The following is a 20586-nucleotide window of genomic DNA, read 5'->3' on the forward strand; positions in this document are numbered from 1 at the left end:
CACGAGGTAAACACCCGATCCCATCCCGAACTCGGCCGTTAAGACCCGTAGCGCTGATGGTACTGCGTCTCAAGACGTGGGAGAGTAAGTCACCGCCAAACCTGACAAAAACTGCGAAATGCTCTCAACGCAATCTCAAAACCATATCCCGATCCCCCAAAACGCATCGGGAGACCCCGACGACCGATAAAACATCGGCGTCACCAACGCGGGGTGGAGCAGCCCGGTAGCTCGTCAGGCTCATAACCTGAAGGTCGTAGGTTCAAATCCTACCCCCGCAACCAAAATCTACATAGATATTGACGAATGATCGCAGCGGTAAGAGGTGGTTCGGGGGCTCTGAACAGGTATCGGGCGTTTCTTAAGTGGTTTTCCGCCTCGGTTATGTGTAAGCGTTGCATATGACCCCCTCAATACACCCTGCACAGCAGATATCCTCTGTGCAAATATGCCCGAAAACAAAGGGCACTATCCTTGGAACAGCACCCACAATCTTTCGAGGCTTTCGGCTTTACCATCGAAGTTCACGCCGGCGGTCGGCGGGTCTGGCCGCCAAGCTTCAAGCGCTACATCGCCAGAAAGATGGACAGCGGCGAGTTGACAGTCGCTCAGATTATGGAGGCCTGTAAAGCCTCCAAGTCACTCGTCTACAAGTGGCGGGCCGATGTGAAAGATTCAAAAAATGTCCGCTCCGTGGCCGTCCGCCAAGAGAAGATGTTTTCCGAAGTTCTCATCAAAGAAGCCGCATCCGGAAGTGGTAACGCCGAATGGGATGGTCGCATCCATCTAATTGGGCGCGGAAGCTCTCTGACGCTGCCGATAACATACCCCGTAGAGGATCTGGTCAAGATTATCCTAGCGCTGGAGGGTCACGCATGATCTCGCCGGCCGGCAACTTCAGGATCTATCTGGCTTCGCGTCCTGTGGATTTTCGCAAGGGTATGGACGGGCTTGCAGCGATCGTGCAGTCCGAATTCGATCTTGATCCTTTCTCCGGCGCAATCTTCATCTTTAGAGCCAAACGCACCGATCGGCTCAAGATTGTAGTCTGGGATGGAACCGGCCTCATCCTCGTCTACAAGCGCATAGAAGGCGCGGGATTTGTCTGGCCAAAGATCAGCGATAGCACCATCTCCCTAACGCGTTCACAATTCGAAGCTTTGTTCGAAGGGTTGGACTGGACGAAAGTGCGGAGCCGGATGCAGCGGAAGCCATCTGCCGCCTGAAGTGGCCGTGCATGCTCAGTGTGGCGAACGACCAGTTTTGCCCCTTTCAACGCATTCTGCATGTTGTTCCAGCGGTAGCTTTCAGGTCCCGTTTGCTGCCCCGGGCTCACTCGGCAGCGTCGCGCGGTCGAGGCGTCATTTCCGTTGCAACCAGAGCGGTAAAAGCCCTTGCCAATTCACTGCCATCGTCGGCCATGCGAATATGGGTGAGTGGTAGCTCCGGGAGATTGTAATGCGCAGGCGCTTCGACCAGATTTCGATCCGCCAACGACAGCGGTAGCGCAGCAATGGCGAGATCGGCCCGAATAGCGGCAACCTGACCCATCGACGTGTCGCTGGAATAAGCAACCCTGTAGGTTCGGTTGGCTGTTTGTAATGCTTTCAGGGCCGCATCACGCCACGCGCATCCGATCTCTGCCACCGCGAGGGGAAGCAACTCTTGCTCAACCGCACGCCCACCATCCAGAATAAGCCATTTCAGCGGCTCTGAAAAAAGGTCGCGCGCAGGGATTGCCGATGGGCCGACATCGTTGAACAGGGCCAGACTGAAGGAACCATCCGTGATGCCCTTCTGTACCGCATCGCTTGTCCCCAGCCGGACATCGACCTGAATGTTCGGGTGAACCTCTGCCAAACGCCGTAAAAAACCCGGCACAAGGGACACGCCAAGGTCATGTGGCGCGGCCAGAGAGAGGCGACCCGCCAATGGCGACTTTCGAAAGATTGCGAGGGTTTCGTCGTTTAGGCCTAGAAGACGGCGAGCCTGTCCCAGCAACGTCTCGCCTTGACTCGTCAGCGCGACATTGCGCGCATCCCGGTCCAGCAACCGAGCGCCCAAAAGCTCTTCCAGCTTCGCGATCTGGAGGCTAACAGCCGAAGGTGACTTATGCACCCGCGCCGCCGCGCGCCGAAACGACCCGGTTTCACAGATCGCAACAAAGCTGCGCAGAGCCTCCAGATTGAGGGTCCGGTTGGTCAGATCCGTCCAGTCAACAATATCGCATGTTTCGTTTTTCTGCACCATAGGATGAAGTTATATCGATTTCTTCAACGCTATCCAATGTCTATTCTCCAACTAGTATGGAGAGGGAGACAGCATGTCGATCAGTTCGCGAAATATTCTGCCGGGCCTTGGTTGGGCCATCGTTGCGATCGTTGTTTGGTCGGGATCTCTGGTGATGCTGCGGCTCGGCGTCACCACAAGCCTGAACGCCTATGATCTGACAATGTTGCGGTTTGGGGTAGCGGGCGTGCTTCTCGCTCCTGTCGCCTTACGGCGCGGCGGAGCGGGAACCGACCGATTGGGTTTGATTGGCCTTGGCGCAATTATCTGCGCGTTCGGGGCACCCTACGTGTTGCTGATCGCTTTCGCCATGAAAACTGCCCCCGCTGCGGCTGCAGGCGCCCTTAATCCGGGTGTCATGGCGATTGCGTCTGTCTTGCTAGGCCGGTTGATTCTTGGCGACCGGGTTGGTGTTGTACGCTTTCTCGGGTTGGCCTTGACGGCAGTGGGAATTGTTCTGTTCGCTTGGGCCGGTGGCGTGATCACGACCTGCCACCTGATCCTGATCGGCACAGGCGTCATGTGGGCCAGCTATGCGCTGATCGTCCGCCGCGCCGCCATCCCGGCACTGAATGCGACGGCAATCGTTGCGGTAGGGTCGGCGATTTTCTATCTGCCTGTCTATCTTATAGTTTTGCCAAAACAGATACTCGCAGCACCATTTACGGACATTTTATTGCAAGCCGGATTTCAGGGCGTGCTTGTCAGTGTCGCCGCCATCTATGCTTTCAACCGTTCCGCGGAACTCTTGGGGCCAGTGGCGGGGGCGACTCTTCCGGCCCTCATTCCGGTGGTGGCACTCGGTCTCGGCGTCTTGGTTCTTGGAGAAACAGCGGGTGCGGGCGAATTTGCGTCGGCAATTCTAGTTAGTGTGGGTCTGGCGCTGATACTCGTCGGAAAGCCAGTGGCGCATTGGGTATTAAGCCATATTCCAAGCGGCCTGATTGGAAACTGGACGTTTCCAGGCCGAAGAGGCAGCCGTTGACACCTGTGCAACGAATGTCCGCTCAACTAACCTTCGAACATTGTTCAGCATGGCGGTCAACTCAGTGTTTGTCAGGCAATCTTTTTGGCAGTGTCCTCGCATTGGTCCGAGGACGCGCTATTTAGTCGCGTGAAGTTTTGCAGCGCTGGTGTAAAGGTAATTGTTAAGTCTTCGGTCGCAGAAGAAGCGAAAGCACCATGGCCCCAATAAATAGCAACCCAAAACCGAATAATGCGGCGGCGGCGTAGAACCAGTAGGCGGACGTGCGAGCGATTGTGCTTCCGGCACTTACAGGCTCTTCATATCCTATAGCAGGATCGAGCAGACCTATCTGCTGCTGCACGTTCAACATTTGATCATATGCTGCAAAGGATGCAATCAAACATATGATGCCCAAGATCGCCAAAATGACAGAGGGCGAAACTCGCGGATAACGCGGCGGCCGGGCACTGCGCGGCGTTCGGTCCAGGCTATCCAAGGCAGCATCGATCAATTCATCGCGACTGCCAGCCTTGTGGCGAGAAAACATAGTGGAGCCGATCAAATCGCCACTACGCTCAGGCTTACTTTGAGGTAAGGTCATAGCTCTCCAACATACTATCAACTAAAAAATGCTCAGCCGCTCGCCTTTCACCAAAGCGAACACTCTGCAAGATGTGCGCGGTGTAAATCTGGGAGACAAGTCGCCATCTTTCTTCGACAGAAAGAACAATTCGGCGCTCTTCCGCTCGCCGCTCCAGAGCAATCCCGATATTTCTTATCTCGGCCAAAATATCGGCCTTGTGACGCATGCCGACGTCAGATTCGTCGCCATACATCATCCAGATGGGATCAACTGCATACTGCTCAAGCAGGGTCGCCAAAACTGAGATGGGGATGTCGCGATCACCACGGACATAATTCTGCAGGCTTGTCCGGCTAATGCCCAAAATTTCGCAGAATTTTCCTTGTGACACGCCCTCCATCCGTCGGACGCGCTCAAGCCGATGTCCAATTGTATCGCTAATCTCGTGTTCGGCTGACGTTCTATTCACATTATAGCTCTTTACAGATGAACACAAACGTGCTCATTTTTTTACCAATGATAATCGAATCAGTGAAATCAGGGTATACTCTCGCAGAATGGAACAGAATCCAACTCAGTTTTGCTTGGAAACGCCGCAGCAACTTGCTGACAGGGTTCAGGTACCTGTTGCAAGCATCAGGCAGCTTATTCGCAGCGGACGGTTGGATCATATTTATCTCTCCCCTGGTCGCAGGAACCCCAAAATACCGCGAGGTGCTTGGGAAAGGTACCTAGAAAGATTCATGATTCGGGCCGCAAGTACACCGCTGGACCAAACGCATAATGTCGAAAATTCATCGAAGGAGGACAGCCATGACATAGACCGCAATTCGTAACGTCATGGTCTGAAAAGGCTGAGGCCCTCGGGACTGGCATCCCAAAGGCCTCGGAAAATCTCTCGGTAGAGGATTTCCTTATTCATCCCACGACAACGCCAAGAAGTCAACGAAAACGCGCACGGGTGACCGTGCGCGACCACTAGGCCTATGTCACTGGCCCATAGGGATGAAAATCATGGAGTATATACAGAAGGCCTGCGCTCAGCTCGCAGGGTATTGGGACTGCGAGATTTCGCGGATCGCGTCGGAAATTTCCAGCGCGGACATTCGCCGCGAGGCGGAACACCGGAAAACCCTTGTAACTATGGAAGCCTCACTCTCGAACCTCAGCGTCAAACTGAAGGTTGAAGTTGCGCACAGACGACGTATGGAGGCACAGAACCGAAAACTCCGCGATATGCTTTTCGGTCCATCGAGCGAGAAAACTGACAAGGACGGCAGAAGGCCGGACGAGCCCAATAGCGGCGCTGAGATCCCAAAGCCAGACAAGCCCAGGCCAAAAGCCGGAGGTGCTGCAGCGGCGCCACCAGAGGCTCCCAAAAAGCGCGGTATGCTGGGCCGCCAGAAGGTAGAAATTCCTCCACATATACCTCGTGAAGTTCGCGTTTTTGAACCGGAAAAAGGAGTCGGTTGCGGCTGCGGCTTCGAACCGCGTAAGGTCGGCGAGCAAATCATCGAACGGCTTACCTACGAACCCGCCAAAGTCTACGTAGTTGAAGAACACTACCCAAAATACGCGTGCCGTTGTTGCGGTAAGTTTGTGCAGGCAAGAGTGCTCAAACAGGCCTTCGACTATACTCGTTTCGATGACTCGCTGATTGCCGGACTTCTGGTCGGGAAGTTCGCAGATTTTATACCAAACTATCGGCAAGAAGAGATCTCCAAACGTTCCGGGATCAAGTTGCCAAGATCAACCATGAGTCGTCTGACGACGCAGGCTGTCGATGCCCTGCTTCCCGTGTTCTACGCTCTGGAGGCTGATCTCAAGTCTTCATCGAAGCTGTTGATGGATGAAACAGTCATGCCGCAGTTACTGCCGGGAAATGGGCGAACTAAAACCTGCTTTGCATGGGCGCTTTGCCGCGATGATCGCCGCTGGCTTGGTAACGCGCCGCCCGGCGTTGTATTTAATTTCAGGCAGTCTCGCGGTGGTGAACATGCCGAAGATATCCTGCGTGGATATCGCGGTATCCTTCAAGTTGACGGCTATGCCGGATATAATCGGCTGGCAAAGTTGGATCGCGAAGGTGTCCCTCTGACCCTCGCATATTGCTGGGCCCACGTTCGCCGCAAATTCCTTGATGTCCACAAGGCGACAAAGTCAGAAAAAGCTCAGGAGATTATTGATCTGATCAATCAGATGTATGAGATTGAGAGGCGGTTAAAGGGCCAGCCTGCAGATTTGCGCTTGACTGTTCGCCGGGCAGAGACAGCGCCCAAAATCATGCAAATCAGACATCTACTTGAAGGCTTATCTGGGCAGATCGCGATGAAATCGACGCTGGGGGAGGCGATTATGTACACGCTGAAGCTTTTCGACGGCCTCACAGTGTTCCTTACCGATGGCCGCGTCGAGATCGACAGTAATCCCGTCGAGAACACCATCCGGCCTATCGCGATGTTGAGAAAGAATGCGCTCTTTGCCGGGTCTCCGGTCGGCGGTCGCAACTGGGCGGTTATGGCAAGTCTTATGGCGACCTGCCGAATGAATGGTGTCGAACCCTATGCCTACCTGAACTGGGTCTTCGATCAGATGGCCAACGGCTTGCCGCGGTCGCAGTACAATAAGCTGCTACCGTGGAACTGTCCGAAGGGTCGGCACGGGATCGAATAGCGCTTCATATCAGTTAGAATGCCTTCAGCCCGCCTAGCACGCGCCGGGCGGGGTCGCCGGGCGGTTGATTTCAGCAACTCGACTGACGCAACCCGGCCGCGGATGCATCGTCGGGCCCAAAATATTCGACAGAAGCTTTAGTGCTATAATCGTGTGCCATGCGATACCGATCATAAATCTCTACCGGCCTGTCGGTTAGTGCTTGCTATTTTTCTTGTTGTTAGCGACAAGAAAATATGGTGCTGACAACGATTCAGTTTACGCAGGAGCAGGCGCGCGATATCACACAGGTGTCGCCGGGCTGTTTGCGCGCTTGGCGTAAGGCTGTGCGATATTTGGCTGACAAGCCAGGTAAAGCGGCGCGCTTCACCTTCGCGGACTTAGTGGGACTTGCTATCACTGGTGAGCTCACCAACGCCTTTGGAGTACGGATCAGCGACATTGGAAGCAGCGTAGATAAGTTGTTTCGCGAGCTCGCCGAGGCGCGACCGGCCCATCTGGAAGGCCTTGTCGCGTTGATTGGCCCTGCATCGGCGCACCTCCTGACTATCGGCGATTTTCCGACGCGGCGGATAAAGGAGCCCACGCTAGTGGTGCCTTGCGATCCCATCATAAACCAGATCAGTGCGCGTATGATGCCCGCGACGCCTGCTTTGGGACAGAGTGCACTTCCTTTCCCCCCGCAGATAATCAAGGCCGGAAAATGAGCGAAAAGAATCTCAGGTGTCCGGCATCATCTGCGCAGGGGTCCCAGCAGCAGCTGGTCAGCGCCTCCTACAGTCGTTTGCCTCCAACCATAGTGGTGGGCTTACAATGACTGGGTTCGTCAATATCGATTTTGTCAAAGAACTTCGGCGATTTGGTGCGGACGACGCGGCCTTACACCTCCTTGACCATGACGAGCCTGCGCTCCTTCCTTATGCGACCTTGTTGTCAGCTCGGAATGGCGAGGACGAGGATTTAAAGGCGGTAGGTGGTGTCTATGAGTGGCAAGGTGCGCCGCTTGTCTTTCTAGTTGCAGCCGACCAATTGGGCGAGGGCGACACCAGACTGCAGCGCATCCGGCGCGTTCTCGCGATGCGCGGTGATGCGCCCTATCTCGGCGTCGTTGGGCACGGGCGCCTCGATATCTATCATATCGGCCTCGACGGTAGGCGCCCTGCAGAGGTACGCGTTGATATCGGGGTGCCGGCAGGCCAGGAAATCGCAACGATGGCGCATCTGGCAAATGCCCGGCCTGGCGTGTCGGCGGGCAATCGACAGTGGATTTCACAGGTAGTTCTGAAGCTGCTCGGCGGATCGATAGACACCCTAAAGACAACCTGCGGCGTCGATGATGACGATGCGATATCGCTGGTCGGGCGTGCTCTCTTCACGCGCTTTCTTGGCGATCGTAACCTGCTGGGATCGTTTTGTACCGACAGTAGCGCAGTAGGGGAACTGTTCGACGATGCCGCAAGAGCGGCTAGAACGTCAAAATGGCTCGACGAAACCTTCAACGGCGATTTTTTACCGACTTCTCATGGAATATGGGATCGCCTGCCTCAAGACGCTTTCAAGACGCTGGGAGACATCCTGAGGCGTGCGCCCGGGGGCCAGTTGGCTTTAGGCTGGGAAGAACGCTGGGATAATCTCGATTTTGCCCATATTCCGGTCGGGGTGCTAAGTCAGGCCTATGAGCACTATCTTCACAAACACGCACCGGGTCGGCAGCGACGGGAAGGCGGTTTCTACACACCGCGACCGATCGCGGACCTAATGGTTCGTGGAGGACTTAATGCGGTGGCACGTAAAACGCCAGTTCACACAGCCCGCATTCTCGATCCCGCTGCGGGCGCCGGCGTATGCCTGATTACTGGGTTCCGTCAGCTGGTGGCAGAGAGCTGGCGTGCGTCAGGTCGCCGTCCCGGCACACGCGAACTGCGCCGCATCCTTTACGACCAGATTACAGGCTTCGACATCAACGAGGCTGCGCTTCGATTCGCGGCACTCGGTCTCTATCTTATGTCGATCGAACTCGACGCGCACCCTGAACCTGTCGGGAAGCTCAAGTTTGAGAATCTCCGTGGGCGTGTACTCCTTAAGATGAGCGGAGACGGGCAAGAGAGCTCGCTGGGAAGTCTTGGGCCTGCCGTTGGTGCTGAACATATCGGTCGATATGATCTCGTCGTCGGCAATCCGCCTTGGGCAACGAATACCCACCTCCCTGAATGGGGGAAAGTGCGGGCGCTCATCCATCGTATTGCCGCCGAGCGTCTTTCGGCGGATTATCCGCCGCCACCGATCCCAAATGAGGCTCTTGATCTGCCTTTTGTGTGGCGTGCAATGGAATGGGCGAAGCCACTTGGCCAGATCGCTTTCGCGCTTCATGCCCGGCTTCTGTTCCAGCAGAGCGATGGCATGCCATCAGCGCGACGGGCATTGTTTTCCGCAATTAACGTCGCAGGTGTGGTCAATGGCGTGGAACTTCGCCAGACGCGGGTATGGCCGGAGATCTCAGCGCCATTTTGCATTCTTTACGCCAGCAATCAGGTGCCTCCACAAGGTGCTGGCTGCCGTCTCGTCAGCCCGCGAATGGAAGGTGCGCTCAATCAAGCAGGCGCCATGCGGATCGATGCAACCAATGCTGAACTAATCACTACGCAAGAGATCGTCGAAACACCTGAAATTTTCAAGTTGCTCTTCAAGGGAACGCGAGCAGATATACAGGTTTACGAACGTTTGAAGGCTCACGTTCCCGAGCGCCTCGGCGAATATTGGCGTGACATTTTCGGGGTCGAATCGGGCAAGGCGCGCTTTACCGGCAACGGTTATCAGAGACTCGGTAAAAGCAGCCGCATCAGAAAACATGGTGATGGCTTGCCTGGCGTTCCAGCCGACTATCTGCAGGGTCGCCGGGAAGTCACCCTTGCAGAGATGCACAATATATTAGTCGATGAGAAAACACTTCCCTACTTCAATGAAGCTCGGATTCATGATCGACGACCCGCGACGCAATTCGATGGTCCGCTCGTCGTAGTGGGGGAATCGCCCCCCACATCTTTCGGACGTATCAGAACTGCCGTCGTACAAGGCGGGGCGGTTTTCAGTAAGAGTTTGAATGGTTACAGCACACCGACGCAAACGGATGGTTTGCTAGTACGGTACTTGAGCCTCGTCATCAGCAGTAAGATCGCACTGTGGCAGGTATTGATCACCAGCGGCAAGTTTGGATTCGAGCGCGAAACAGTCGAAAAGGCAACAATCGACCGCCTCTTTATCCCGACCTTAGAATCGCTATCTGATCATGACCGGAGAGAGGTATTGCGCCTCTTCCAACTGGTCCAAAATGGAGCGCGAGATGCGTGGGAGGAAGTTGACAGCTGGTGCGCCAGAATTTTCCATTTGCGCGAGCGTGACTTGCAAGTTGTGACAGATACGCTGCAGTTCAATCTGCCATTTGCTGAAAATCGTCGGCTGGCACAGTCTCGGGTGAAAGACGACGCAGTGCACCAGTTTTGCAAAGTATTGGGCAGCGAATTGTCCCTGTGGGGACAAAGGCTGGGCCGAAGCATAGAAGTACTTCCGGCGGCTAAACTCGACACTTCGCCGTGGCGAGGTGTTCGTATCAGCTCAAACGCGGCGCATACGAAACGGCAAGTGGTACCACATATGGATTGGACCAAATTTCTGCCTCTCGCAGACCATTTCGCAGCGACTGAAGTCATATTTAACGAAGGGGATGGCTGTCTTTGGTTGGGGCGACTCGACCAAGCACGCTACTGGTCAGAAACTCAGGCCAAACTTGTCGCACAATACGTGGCCTGGGAACATATGGATGTGTTGAAGGGGCGGGCAAGCGCGTGACATCCGGTTCTTCAGTGCCACGCCTCGAACAGATTGATGAACTGACGCGCGGCATCAAATTGCCTTTGGCCGCATTGCATGAAGAACATTTGTCATTAATCGCGGAAGTTGTTGCGCAGGCTTGGGATGATCTTTCTCGCACACAACTTGGCACGTTGGCAGTGGGTTCCGAAGCAGAAATCAACGCGCTGCTGGAAGCGCGCCTGAGTCACCTGATCGATGAGAATCCCTTATGGGAGCAGCTAGTGCGCTCTGTGGTTCGCGGCAAGGAGACGATTAGTTTTAATGGGGCGAAGCTCGAAAATCGGCCTGACCTTTCTATTTTCTTGTCGGGTCGATCTCCGGCGTTTCCTTTGGCTGTGGAATGCAAGCTCATTGATGCATCAAATGGTAAATCTGGAACACTCTACTGCAAGAACGGCCTATGCCGCTTTTTGGCCGGTGAATACGCTTGGACAGGTCGTGACGCCTTTATGCTCGCCTATGTTCGCGACCAATCAACGTTTGAGTCTTGCTTGTTACCGATTCTCGCTGCCGGTCGGACGACAAACCCAGACCCTTTTGCGGTGAGAGACTGGCCGGTGGCGAGGCGCCATAAAGAATTGGACCTAACGACGACCAAGCACGATCGCGCTTTTCGCTATCTGAACAGAGCAACGCCAGCTGATGAGCCCGGACCCATCGCAATCTGGCATCTTTGGCTTGTAACGCCCGTTGATCGCCATATGCGCGATCTTGGCGCGTAGCGCCAAGATAGGTCCCTACATTCCCGAAAGGAATACTGGTTTTCCGGGTTCAGATGCAACGCTTACGGTTATGTGGCTGCCGTTTTCGGTGTTGGCTGGTTGAAGTAGGCCTGATCTGAGGTTCGCCCGTCAAGCGACGAAGGTGGGCGCCGAGTGTTGTAAAAGTTGAGATATCGGTCAATCCCGGGGCGGGCGGCGGGGACGCTGGCATAGCCGTGCAGGTAAATCTCTTCGTATTTGACGGTTCGCCAGAAGCGTTCGACGAAGACATTGTCGCGCCAGGCGCCCTTGCCGTCCATGCTGATCCTGATGCCGCTGGTGTCCAGCACCTTGATGAACTCGGTCGAGGTGAACGGGCTGCCCTGATCTGTATTGAATATCTCGGGCGCACCATAGCGGGCCAGAGCCTCGTCGACAGCCTCGATGCAGAACTCCGCTTCCAGCGTGTGATCGACACGCGCCAGGCCAGAACGCGACGGGAGAACCAGTCGACCACGACCGCGAGGTAAATGAAGCCCCGCGCCATAGGGGCGTAAGTGATGCCCATCGCCCAGACCTGATTAGGTCGGGTGATGGGCAGATTGCGCAGCAGATAGGGGGAGATCTTGCGCCCCAGCGCTGTCTTTGAGGTGTTGGGCTTGCGATAGCATCGCCTCGATGCTCATCCGCTTCATCAGCGTGGCGACGTGCAGCCGCCCGACCGTGAAGCCTTCCTGAACCAGCAGGCCGCGCAGCATCCGGCTGCCGGCGAAGGGGACCTCAATGTGCAGCCGGTCGATCCGATGCATCAGCTGCAGATCGGCATCCGGCACCGGACGCGGTTTGTAATAGACCGCGCCTCGACTGATCCCCAGCACATTGGCCTGGCGGCTGACGCTGAGTTTCGCAGCAGGGGCGATCATTTTCTTGCGCTCGGCAACAGATCGGCCTTGCCGAGCGCGACCGATAAAAAATCGTTCTCTAGCGTCAGTTCGCCGATCTTCGCATGCAGGGTCTTCACGTCAACCGCAGGCTCCGGATCGGCTTTCGGGCCTTTGCCGCAAACCCCGTCGCGCCCTCCAAAAGCTGGTCACGCCATTGCCTGATCTGGTTCGGGCGGACGTCGAAATCCTGCGACAGCGCGATCAGGGTCTTTCCCTTGATCGCGGCCATCGCCACTTTTGCCTTGAATGACAGGCTGTGATTCCGGCGCGGACGTCTTGCCATGGTCTTCTCCTCGCTCGCGGCATCATGCCTCCATTACGCGAAAAATCCACTTATCCGAACTGTTCAGATCCCCCAAACCACCTCTGTAGCCGCTGACCTTCCTGGCTGAAGGCGTGGATCAAACCCTGCGCGGCAGGATCTCGTCTGACAGCTCATCTCGGATAATCTGCGCCACTGCGGCGATGACGGGCTCTGGTTCGGTGGGACGCTTGGCCAGATATAGGTCTGAATGCAGTTCGTTGGGGTGAATGTCTATTTTGCGGAACGCAACATTCGGCAGGGCAATCGCGCTGCTTGAGCGCGGCACCAGCGCAGCGCCTATTCCCTCATTTACCAGACCCAACACAGTGTGTTGCTGCGCAACGGTGTAAAGCTCACGGGGTACGATACCACGCGCTTTGAGGCACCCGTTAATAACTTCGGCGAGAAATCCGCCGCGCGCCGACGAGTAGCCGATGAAGTCGTGATTATGCAGATTTTCGACCCTTATGTGATCGTGAGAAAGCAGTGGGTCTCCCTTGTGTATTGCCAATACAAAGGGTTCGGACCAAATTTTTTCCATGGGGAGCTGGTTGCTCTCTCGCGGCAGACGGATAATCCCGAGATCAAGCCCACCGGAGCCCAAGGCCTCGATGGCCTCGAAGGTCATCACTTCGCTAAGGATAATCGTAACGTCGGGAAGTTCTGCGCGAATGCGGCGTGTAATGCGCGGAATGACCTCGATGGATGCAGAAGGGACGAACCCGATATCAACCGAACCCGCTGCTCCCAGCGCCGCTTGCCGTGCTGTCAAAACCGCACTTTCCGTACGGGTCAGGATGTCTGAAGCATCTTGCAAAAGCCGCTTTCCCGCCGCCGTTAATCTGACCGAGCGGTTGGTGCGATCAAAGAGCGGTGTTCCCAGCTTGTGTTCCAACAGCGCGATATGCCGGGACAACGGTGGCTGAGTCATATTGAGCCGCTTCGCCGCACGACGAAAATTCAACTCTTCTGCGACGGCAACAAAGTAACGCAATTGGTTGAGTTCGATCATGTGGCTGCTCATAGGAAAGGAATAAGTCTGAACGCCGGGGGTAGCAAGCATGTGCTGTTAGGCGCTAGCAAGAGCGTAGGGCTGCTCTTTGCAGCAGAAATGTTATATCCGAATGTGAAATGGCCCCAAATGAGGTGGAAAATGTTTGACGCGCGCGCTCTGACCGGCATGACCATTATGGGCGCGGTTGCGATCAGCGCTGCCGTTGATGCAACGATCGTACGGCTTCTCGCAGGTGATGTGCATCCTTTCATGATGGCTTTTACGCGTGTCACCTTTGGTGTCGTTGGTATTTTGCCGCTGATTATAAGCCGTCCGAGCGTTCTGCGGAGTCAGGCAAGGTTTGCGCATATCCTTCGGGCGGCGCTGAAGCTGGGCTCTCTGGTTGCACTTTTCGCTGCGCTTCAATCTGCGCCGATTGCGACGGTCACAGCCATTACCTTCGCCGCGCCGCTTTTCGTTACGCTTGGTGCGTGGCTCTTTCTTTCAGAGCGGCCGGGAAAAATACGTATTGCCGGGCTCTTCACGGGCTTTGCCGGCATTTTGGTCATACTCGCGCCAGCTATGGGCCTTGGAACTGGGCAGGCCTTTATGCTCGCGCTTCTGTCAGCATTCCTGACCAGTGCGATCCAGTTGATGCTTAAGACAATGGGGCGCGTTGATAGCGCGGATACGCTTGTTGTCTGGAACCTCATCATTTCCATCCCGCTGGCGCTGATCCCGGCTTTGTTATTCTGGTCGACGCCAACGCTCGCGCAATGGGCGCTGTTGGCTTTTCAGGGAATCTTGGGGGCCTATACACAGTTTGGCGTTACGCGGGCACTTCAGCTTGCCGATGCGTCGCTTGTCGCGCCGATTGATTTTCTCAAATTGCCTTTCGTGACGATAGCGGGCTGGGTCTTCTTTTCGCAAATTCCGCGAATCGAAAGCTGGATCGGTGCGGCGCTGATCTTGCTTTCGATCCTGTTTTTGGCGGCAAGTTCCCGCCTGAGAGGCGCTTCCGAGGGCGCATCGCTCTCCGACAAAGGCTTATGATACCGCGCTGCGGGTGAATGATACTCATATTGTATCATAGTGCATTAATCTTGGATAGACTCGCAGGACCTAATGCGTAACATTGTTAACGATCTAAAAAGAATGTCGCAACAAATGGCACAGATCACCTGACTTCCCCGCGGCAGCGGCGATCGCGGACACGAATTTACTTCGCCGCAATTTATGGGAGGAATTACAATGCGCTACATGAAATCCGCTTTCAGCGGGGTGGCAGCCCTTTGTCTGTCGACGCCGCTGATGGCCGCCGATACCGACGTGACCATCGTTCTAAACGAAGAGCTGGAGAATATCGAGCCCTGTATGGCGGCCCAATCCAATATTGGCCGCGTTATCCTGCAGAATATTTCCGAAACGGTCACCGAACTGAATGTCGATAATGGCGAGGTGATGCCGCGTCTCGCGACCAGCTGGGAAGATCAAGGCGACGGTGTATGGCGCTTTAATCTGCGTGAGGATGTGCAGTTCTCGGATGGATCGGATTTCACCGCCGAGGATGTAAAACACTCCATTGAGCGCACATTGTCCCCGGAACTGACCTGTGAAACTGGTGCGAAATATTTCGGCGGCATGACGATCACCCCGACCGTGGTGGACGATCATACGATTGATATCGCATCCGATCCTGCACAGCCCATTCTGCCGCTTTTGATGTCGACCATGACGGTTGTGCCTTCCGAGACTCCCGTTGAGTTCACGCGAGAGCCAATTGGGACGGGGCCATACATGCTGTCGAGCTGGGAGCCCGGTCAATCTATCGTTCTGGACCGCAATGACGGCTATTGGGGTGAGCAGCCCTCCGTGACCAAAGCCACCTATGTCTTTCGCGCAGACGATGCTGTGCGCGCCGCTATGGTCGAGACTGGCGAAGCCGATATTGCGCCGCTGATCAGTCAAACCAACGCAACCAATCCCGATACGGATTTCTCTTACCCGAACTCTGAAACGACCTATCTGCGGTTGGACCATGCTGTCGCTCCCCTTGATGATGTGCGCGTTCGCCGCGCGCTCAATCTTGCGGTCGATCGCGAGGCGTTTCTGGGAACGCTCGTTCCGGAAACGGCTGAACTGGCCACCCATATCACCGTGCCGACGACGCTTGGCGCTGGCGAAGAGCTTGAGGTTCCACCTTACGACCCTGATCAGGCGCGCGCTCTGATTGAAGAGGCAAAAGCCGACGGCGTACCGGTGGACACCGAGATCATGATGATTGGCCGCCGCGGGAACTTCCCGAATGTGACGGAGGTGATGGAAGTTCTTCAGCAGATGTTTAATGATGTGGGGCTGAATACGGACCTTCAGATGGTCGATGTTGCGGAATGGGTGAAATACTACTCCAAGCCCTTCGCATCCGGATCCGAGCCTTCAATTGTCGGCGCAATGCACGACAATAACCGCGGCGATCCTGTCTTCTCGATGTATTTCAAATATGCTTGCGACGGACTTCAGTCGGGCACATGCGATGAAACGCTGGAGCAGCAAATCGCGGATGCAACGGCGACAGCGGGTGAAGGTCGCGCGGAAGCCTGGCAGACCGCATTCCAGCGCGCTCATGAGATCAGCGCTGATGTGATGCTGTTCCACATGGTCGGCTACAGCCGCGTCTCGCCGCGCATCGACTTCAAGCCGACGATTGCGACCAATTCCGAACTGCAATTGTCGCAGATCAAGTTCAACGACTGATCCTTTACAGGGGGCGCCGATAGGTTGGCGCCCCTTCAAACTCTGGCTTCCAATGGAGTGGAACAATGCAGAAGTTTCTTGCGAAACGCGCTGTGTCCAGCGCCATCTCCCTGATCTTACTTATTATCGCGGTGTTCTTTCTCTCTCGGCTCACGGGTGATCCCACAGATCTTTACCTTCCGCTTGATGCCAGCCAGGAAGCGCGCGACCAATTCCGGCAAATTCACGGGCTCGATGATCCTCTGATTATTCAGTTTGGCCGCTATGTGCAAGATCTTGTCCGGCTCGATTTTGGGGACTCTATCCGCCGCGCCGAGCCTGCCCTGCCTCTTGTTCTCGAAGCCTTTACCTGGACGCTGCGTCTCGCTCTCATCACCATGTCGCTGGTGACCGTTTCGGCCATTACGATCGGATCGCTCGCGGCTTTTCGCGTTGGCGGCATTTTCGACCGGATTGCGACGTTCTTCTCCCTGCTCGGAGCCTCTGCGCCGGATTTCTGGATCGCGATCGTGGCGATTGTAGTCTTTGCCGTCGGTCTCGGTTGGGTGCCCACGTCAGGAACCGGGGGCTTCGAATACTGGATCTTGCCGATCGCTGTCCTCTTCATTCGTCCCTTCGGCCTCATTCTTCAGGTCGTCCGTGGCTCTATGATCAACGCGCTCGGCTCTGCTTATGTGAAGACAGCAAGGGCCAAGGGCGTGTCGCCCCGAAAGGCCATTTTCGTTCACGCTCTTCGCAACGGAATGCTACCGGTCATCACCGTGATTGGCGATCAGGCGGCGGCACTGCTCAACGGCGCGGTGGTGATCGAGACAATCTTCGGCTTTCCTGGAATTGGAAAGCTGATGATTGACTCGATCCTGAATCGCGACTTCACCGTAGTGCTGGCAGCCATCATGGTCACGGCGCTGGCGATCTTCATCATGAATATTCTAATCGACATCGCCTACGCGATCCTCGATCCGCGCATCCGTTACTGAGGAGAGCGTCATGTCAGATATAAACACTCCCACCAACGAAGCCAAGCCAGAACCCGGAAAGTTCCGCACCATGCTGGGACTTCTGCTGGCTGACAAGACCGCAACCATTGCTGCGCTCTTTCTTCTGGTGATTATCCTCTTCGCCATCCTGGGGCCGCTGCTTCTCGAAGAGGTTGCGACCCGGCAAAATCTGCGCGGGCGGAATGCACCGCCGTTTCAGACCGATCTGGGCTTTCTGATGTTCCTCGGGGGCGATCAGCTCGGCCGCCCGCTTCTGGCGCGGATTATTGTGGCGGCTGGTAACACGATGGCTGTCGCCACCGGGGCGGTGATTGCCTCGATGCTGATCGGCTCTGCCCTTGGCCTTATGGCGGGCTATTCGCGGGGCCGGATCGGCGACCTGATCCCCCGTCTTGCGGATGTGATCATGTCTTTCCCGTCACTGCTTCTGGCCGTGATCGTGCTTTATATGCTTGAGCCATCCGTCGGGAATATTGTGATTGTACTCGCGATTACGCGGATCCCCGTCTATCTGCGCACGACGCGCGCCGAAGTTCTCGAAGTGCGCGAGCGCATGTTCGTGCAGGCGGCAACTGTGATGGGTGCCTCACATAAACGGATCATTTTCCGGCATATCCTGCCTGTGATTCTTCCGACGCTGCTGACCATCGCCACCCTCGATTTTGCCTTTGTCATGCTGGCGGAAAGCTCGCTCTCATTCCTCGGTATCGGCATTCAGCCCCCCGAAATCACATGGGGCCTGATGGTCTCGCAAGGCCGCCCATATCTAACGACCGCCTGGTGGCTGTCCTTCTGGCCGGGTCTTGCAATCATCCTGACCACAATGTCGCTCAACCTGCTCTCGAACTGGATGAGGATCGCACTTGATCCGACACAGCGCTGGCGCCTTGAAATCGGAGGAAAGAAAAATGGCTGAACCCCTTCTTGAAGTTCGCGACCTCTCCGTCACCTTTCAGACGGTCCGCGGTCCGGTCCATGCGGTCCAGAACATAAGCTGGCAGGTCAATCGTGGTGAAGTGCTTGCCATTCTGGGCGAATCCGGTTCCGGAAAATCCGTGTCCGCCTCCGCAGTGATGGATTTGATTGACTGCCCGCCGGGCGAAATCACCAGTGGCGAGATTTTCTATGAAGGCCGCGACCTTCTGAAAATGTCGCACAGCGCGCGCCGCGCCATTAACGGCAAGAAGATCGCGATGATCTTTCAGGACCCGCTATCGCACCTCAACCCGGTATACACCGTTGGCTGGCAGATTGAGGAAACCATGGTCATTCATGGCATTTCCTCTAAGGAGGCCAAGGCGGAGACGCTGAGCCTTCTGGCAAAGGTCGGCATTCCGGACCCCGAAATTGCCGCGAAGAAATACCCGCACCAGTTCTCTGGCGGCCAGCGCCAGCGCCTGATGATCGCAATGGCCCTCGCTCTGAAACCGGACGTGCTGATCGCGGATGAACCGACGACGGCTCTCGACGTGACGGTTCAGGCCCAAATTCTGGAGCTTCTTGAGGAGCTGCAAAAAGAGACTGGCATGGCGCTTTTGATCATCACGCATGATCTTGGTGTCGTCGCGGAGATTGCCCATCGTGTGGTGGTCATGAATCGCGGTGTGATTGTGGAGCAGGGAACTGCTCGCGAGATTTACGCCAATCCGCAGCATGAATACACCAAGCGTCTGATTGCCTGTGCGCCAGGTCAAGGTGATATCCATGAGCAGCCCCTCGATACCGAGCCACTGCTTCAGGTGCGCGATGCGCGTAAGCTCTACGGCGCGTTTGAGGCCTTGAGCGGTGTCAGTTTCGATCTGCGTGAAGGGGAAACCCTCGCGATTGTGGGTGAAAGCGGCTCAGGTAAATCGACAACCGCGCGTATCCTTCTTCGGCTTGAAGAGGCGTCCGGTGGCACTGCGTTTTATCGAGGGCAGGATCTTTTCTCGCTCTCGCCCCAAGAGATGTTCAAGCTGCGCCGCGATATACAGATGGTGTTCCAGGATCCAACGCAAAGTCTCAATCCGCGGATGACGGTCTATGAGCTGATTTCCGAGGCATGGGCCATTCACCGGGAGATTCTGCCCAAGTCCCGTTGGAAAGAGCGCGTCAATGAACTGTTGGAAGAGGTTGGTCTTAGCCCGGAACACGCGCATCGCTATCCCCATCAATTCTCAGGCGGGCAGCGTCAGCGGATCGCCATTGCCCGCGCGCTTGCACTGGAGCCGCGTGTCATCGTTTGTGATGAAGCGGTTTCTGCTCTTGATGTTCAGGTGCAGGGGCAAGTCATCGCGCTCCTGGATCGCCTGAAGGCCGAGTTTGGCCTTAGCTACATATTTATCGCCCATGACCTGCCGGTCGTGCGCGATTTCGCCGACCGTGTGATCGTCATGAAGGGCGGCCGCATCGTCGAGCAAGGGCCGGTGCGGCAGATATTCGACGCACCTCAAGAACCTTACACGCAGAATTTGCTGGCCGCCTCGCTTGATCCGGATCCGGAGATTCAGGCCCGTCGCCGCGCGGAACGTCTGGCCGAGGAGACCGTTTAATGACCAAGCCCGATATCATGATGCTCTACCCTCAGCGCCCGGTTGCCATGGCCGAACTTGAGAAATCCTACAGGGTTCATCGTTGGGATGAGTCCGATGACAAAGCCACTTTTCTCGCCGAGCACGGCCCCAAATGCCGTGCGATTGTCTCAAACGGGCATGCGCCGGTGAACCGGAATATTCTCAATGCGATGCCCAATTTGGAGATCGTGGCCTGTTCATCGGCGGGTTTTGAAACCTTCGATCTTGCTGCATTGGCGCAGCGCGGTGTTGCGCTGACCAATACCTCGCAGGCGCTCTGTGATGATGTGGCTGATACCGCCATTATGTTGATGCTGGCCGCGCGCCGGTCACTGGTGAGGGCGGACAATTACATCCGCTCGGGCGAGTGGGCGAAGAAGGGTCCGTTTCCGCTACAGCGCAGCCTGAAAGGACGCAAACTCGGCGTTGTCGGGATGGGCACGATTGGGCAGGCGATAGCGACACGGGGCGAAGCGATGGGCCTTGAGATCAGCTATTGGAACCGCCGGGAAAAGGATGTGCGTTGGCGCTTTGTTCCCGATCTGCTAGATCTTGCGCGTGAAAGCGATAATCTGATCGTCATCGTGGCGGGCGGCGAGGGCACACGCAATCTGATCTCGGAAGAGGTGATGTCCGCACTCGGCCCGGACGGGCTGCTGGTCAATGTCGCACGGGGCTCTGTCGTAGATGAGGGCGCGCTCATTGAGACGCTGTCTTCTGGTCGCTTGGGCCATGCCGCGCTGGATGTGTACGCCAACGAGCCGAACCCGGATCCCAGATTAACGGCGCTCCCTAACACAACGCTGTTCCCTCATCACGCCTCGGGCACCATCGAGACCCGCGATGCTATGGCGATGCTTGTCGTTGAGAATTTGGCGGCGTTCTACAATGGCGAGCCGCTGATCACTCCCGTTGATCTCTCGGTCTACATTCCCAAGCCGGTCGAGGCCTGAG

The 20586-nt window shown here is 56.1% G+C and carries 17 protein-coding genes, 1 tRNA gene, 1 rRNA gene and 1 pseudogene; 15 read left to right on the forward strand and 5 right to left on the reverse strand.

Annotation, left to right across the window (positions count from 1 at the left end; translation table 11 throughout):
• The 4 genes from rrf to tnpB all read left to right on the forward strand — a co-directional run.
• A 5S ribosomal RNA gene (gene rrf / locus ACMA5I_RS14970) occupies window positions 1-101 on the forward strand; the annotation flags it as partial.
• Between the two features lie 106 nt (window positions 102-207).
• Window positions 208-284, forward strand: a tRNA-Met gene (locus ACMA5I_RS14975).
• 190 nt (window positions 285-474) lie between these two features.
• On the forward strand, window positions 475-879 hold the full coding sequence (locus ACMA5I_RS14980; protein WP_525887089.1) for a transposase: 405 nt from the start codon (window positions 475-477) through the stop codon (window positions 877-879).
• Entirely contained in the window at window positions 876-1226 is a 351-nt protein-coding gene (gene tnpB / locus ACMA5I_RS14985; RefSeq protein ID WP_525887090.1) for an IS66 family insertion sequence element accessory protein TnpB, read from the forward strand. The genes ACMA5I_RS14980 and tnpB overlap by 4 nt, the downstream gene beginning before the upstream one ends.
• Window positions 1227-1332: 106 nt before the next feature.
• On the opposite strand, the gene ACMA5I_RS14990 is transcribed toward tnpB, so the two are convergent.
• Window positions 1333-2250, reverse strand: a complete 918-nt coding sequence (locus ACMA5I_RS14990) for a LysR family transcriptional regulator (RefSeq protein WP_525887091.1) — start codon at window positions 2248-2250, stop codon at window positions 1333-1335.
• Window positions 2251-2323: 73 nt separating this feature from the next.
• Here ACMA5I_RS14990 and ACMA5I_RS14995 point away from each other — a divergent pair, with 73 nt between their 5' ends.
• On the forward strand, window positions 2324-3274 hold the full coding sequence (locus ACMA5I_RS14995) for an EamA family transporter (RefSeq protein WP_525887092.1): 951 nt from the start codon (window positions 2324-2326) through the stop codon (window positions 3272-3274).
• 163 nt (window positions 3275-3437) lie between these two features.
• On the opposite strand, the gene ACMA5I_RS15000 is transcribed toward ACMA5I_RS14995, so the two are convergent.
• Both ACMA5I_RS15000 and ACMA5I_RS15005 read right to left on the reverse strand, forming a co-directional pair.
• On the reverse strand, window positions 3438-3857 hold the full coding sequence (locus ACMA5I_RS15000) for a hypothetical protein (RefSeq protein WP_525887093.1): 420 nt from the start codon (window positions 3855-3857) through the stop codon (window positions 3438-3440).
• The gene (locus tag ACMA5I_RS15005) at window positions 3838-4308 is read right to left on the reverse strand and encodes a helix-turn-helix domain-containing protein (RefSeq protein ID WP_525887094.1); all 471 of its coding nucleotides are present in this window, start codon (window positions 4306-4308) and stop codon (window positions 3838-3840) included. The genes ACMA5I_RS15000 and ACMA5I_RS15005 overlap by 20 nt, the downstream gene beginning before the upstream one ends.
• Window positions 4309-4844: 536 nt before the next feature.
• On the opposite strand from ACMA5I_RS15005, the gene tnpC reads away from it, so the two are divergent.
• From tnpC to ACMA5I_RS15025, 4 genes are all read left to right on the forward strand, one after another.
• On the forward strand, window positions 4845-6512 hold the full coding sequence (gene tnpC, locus ACMA5I_RS15010) for an IS66 family transposase (RefSeq protein ID WP_525887095.1): 1668 nt from the start codon (window positions 4845-4847) through the stop codon (window positions 6510-6512).
• Window positions 6513-6748: 236 nt separating this feature from the next.
• Entirely contained in the window at window positions 6749-7219 is a 471-nt protein-coding gene (locus ACMA5I_RS15015) for a hypothetical protein (protein ID WP_525887096.1), read from the forward strand.
• A 106-nt stretch (window positions 7220-7325) separates the two neighbouring features.
• Complete coding sequence (locus ACMA5I_RS15020; protein WP_525887097.1) at window positions 7326-10358, forward strand: HsdM family class I SAM-dependent methyltransferase; 3033 nt, start codon at window positions 7326-7328, stop codon at window positions 10356-10358.
• Window positions 10355-11104, forward strand: a complete 750-nt coding sequence (locus tag ACMA5I_RS15025; protein ID WP_525887098.1) for a hypothetical protein — start codon at window positions 10355-10357, stop codon at window positions 11102-11104. Before ACMA5I_RS15020 ends, ACMA5I_RS15025 begins: the two co-directional genes overlap by 4 nt.
• 68 nt (window positions 11105-11172) lie before the next feature.
• Here ACMA5I_RS15025 and ACMA5I_RS15030 read toward each other — a convergent pair.
• A pseudogene (locus tag ACMA5I_RS15030) lies at window positions 11173-12310 on the reverse strand (IS3 family transposase).
• A 118-nt stretch (window positions 12311-12428) separates the two neighbouring features.
• Window positions 12429-13355, reverse strand: a complete 927-nt coding sequence (locus tag ACMA5I_RS15035) for a LysR family transcriptional regulator (RefSeq protein WP_525887099.1) — start codon at window positions 13353-13355, stop codon at window positions 12429-12431.
• A 129-nt stretch (window positions 13356-13484) separates the two neighbouring features.
• Between ACMA5I_RS15035 and ACMA5I_RS15040 the strand changes: the two genes are divergently transcribed.
• From ACMA5I_RS15040 to ACMA5I_RS15065, 6 genes are all read left to right on the forward strand, one after another.
• Window positions 13485-14378, forward strand: coding sequence for an EamA family transporter (locus tag ACMA5I_RS15040; RefSeq protein WP_525887100.1), 894 nt, complete (start codon window positions 13485-13487; stop codon window positions 14376-14378).
• A 198-nt stretch (window positions 14379-14576) separates the two neighbouring features.
• Window positions 14577-16079, forward strand: coding sequence for an ABC transporter substrate-binding protein (locus tag ACMA5I_RS15045; protein ID WP_525887101.1), 1503 nt, complete (start codon window positions 14577-14579; stop codon window positions 16077-16079).
• Window positions 16080-16144: 65 nt separating this feature from the next.
• Window positions 16145-17059 (forward strand): ABC transporter permease, encoded by a 915-nt coding sequence (locus ACMA5I_RS15050; RefSeq protein WP_525887102.1) that lies wholly within the window; start codon window positions 16145-16147, stop codon window positions 17057-17059.
• A gap of 10 nt (window positions 17060-17069) precedes the next feature.
• Window positions 17070-17996: an ABC transporter permease gene (locus tag ACMA5I_RS15055; protein ID WP_525887103.1), complete on the forward strand. Its 927-nt coding sequence runs from the start codon at window positions 17070-17072 to the stop codon at window positions 17994-17996.
• Window positions 17989-19611 (forward strand): ABC transporter ATP-binding protein, encoded by a 1623-nt coding sequence (locus ACMA5I_RS15060; RefSeq protein ID WP_525887104.1) that lies wholly within the window; start codon window positions 17989-17991, stop codon window positions 19609-19611. Before ACMA5I_RS15055 ends, ACMA5I_RS15060 begins: the two co-directional genes overlap by 8 nt.
• Window positions 19611-20585, forward strand: coding sequence for a 2-hydroxyacid dehydrogenase (locus tag ACMA5I_RS15065; protein WP_525887105.1), 975 nt, complete (start codon window positions 19611-19613; stop codon window positions 20583-20585). Before ACMA5I_RS15060 ends, ACMA5I_RS15065 begins: the two co-directional genes overlap by 1 nt.
• Window position 20586 lies beyond the last annotated feature (1 nt).

This window comes from Jujubicoccus corallicola (assembly GCF_047345645.1).
Taxonomy (GTDB): Bacteria; Pseudomonadota; Alphaproteobacteria; order Rhodobacterales; family Rhodobacteraceae; genus JBLEFH01.

Excerpts from the sequence above, each read along its gene's own strand:
- tnpB (WP_525887090.1), top strand. The coding sequence starts at position 876 with ATGATCTCGCCGGCCGGCAACTTCAGGATCTATCTGGCTTCGCGTCCT.
- ACMA5I_RS14990 (WP_525887091.1), bottom strand. The coding sequence starts at position 2,250 with ATGGTGCAGAAAAACGAAACATGCGATATTGTTGACTGGACGGATCTG.
- ACMA5I_RS14995 (WP_525887092.1), top strand. The coding sequence starts at position 2,324 with ATGTCGATCAGTTCGCGAAATATTCTGCCGGGCCTTGGTTGGGCCATC.
- ACMA5I_RS15000 (WP_525887093.1), bottom strand. The coding sequence starts at position 3,857 with ATGACCTTACCTCAAAGTAAGCCTGAGCGTAGTGGCGATTTGATCGGC.
- tnpC (WP_525887095.1), top strand. The coding sequence starts at position 4,845 with ATGAAAATCATGGAGTATATACAGAAGGCCTGCGCTCAGCTCGCAGGG.
- ACMA5I_RS15015 (WP_525887096.1), top strand. The coding sequence starts at position 6,749 with ATGGTGCTGACAACGATTCAGTTTACGCAGGAGCAGGCGCGCGATATC.
- ACMA5I_RS15020 (WP_525887097.1), top strand. The coding sequence starts at position 7,326 with ATGACTGGGTTCGTCAATATCGATTTTGTCAAAGAACTTCGGCGATTT.
- ACMA5I_RS15035 (WP_525887099.1), bottom strand. The coding sequence starts at position 13,355 with ATGAGCAGCCACATGATCGAACTCAACCAATTGCGTTACTTTGTTGCC.
- ACMA5I_RS15040 (WP_525887100.1), top strand. The coding sequence starts at position 13,485 with ATGTTTGACGCGCGCGCTCTGACCGGCATGACCATTATGGGCGCGGTT.
- ACMA5I_RS15045 (WP_525887101.1), top strand. The coding sequence starts at position 14,577 with ATGCGCTACATGAAATCCGCTTTCAGCGGGGTGGCAGCCCTTTGTCTG.
- ACMA5I_RS15050 (WP_525887102.1), top strand. The coding sequence starts at position 16,145 with ATGCAGAAGTTTCTTGCGAAACGCGCTGTGTCCAGCGCCATCTCCCTG.
- ACMA5I_RS15055 (WP_525887103.1), top strand. The coding sequence starts at position 17,070 with ATGTCAGATATAAACACTCCCACCAACGAAGCCAAGCCAGAACCCGGA.
- ACMA5I_RS15060 (WP_525887104.1), top strand. The coding sequence starts at position 17,989 with ATGGCTGAACCCCTTCTTGAAGTTCGCGACCTCTCCGTCACCTTTCAG.
- ACMA5I_RS15065 (WP_525887105.1), top strand. The coding sequence starts at position 19,611 with ATGACCAAGCCCGATATCATGATGCTCTACCCTCAGCGCCCGGTTGCC.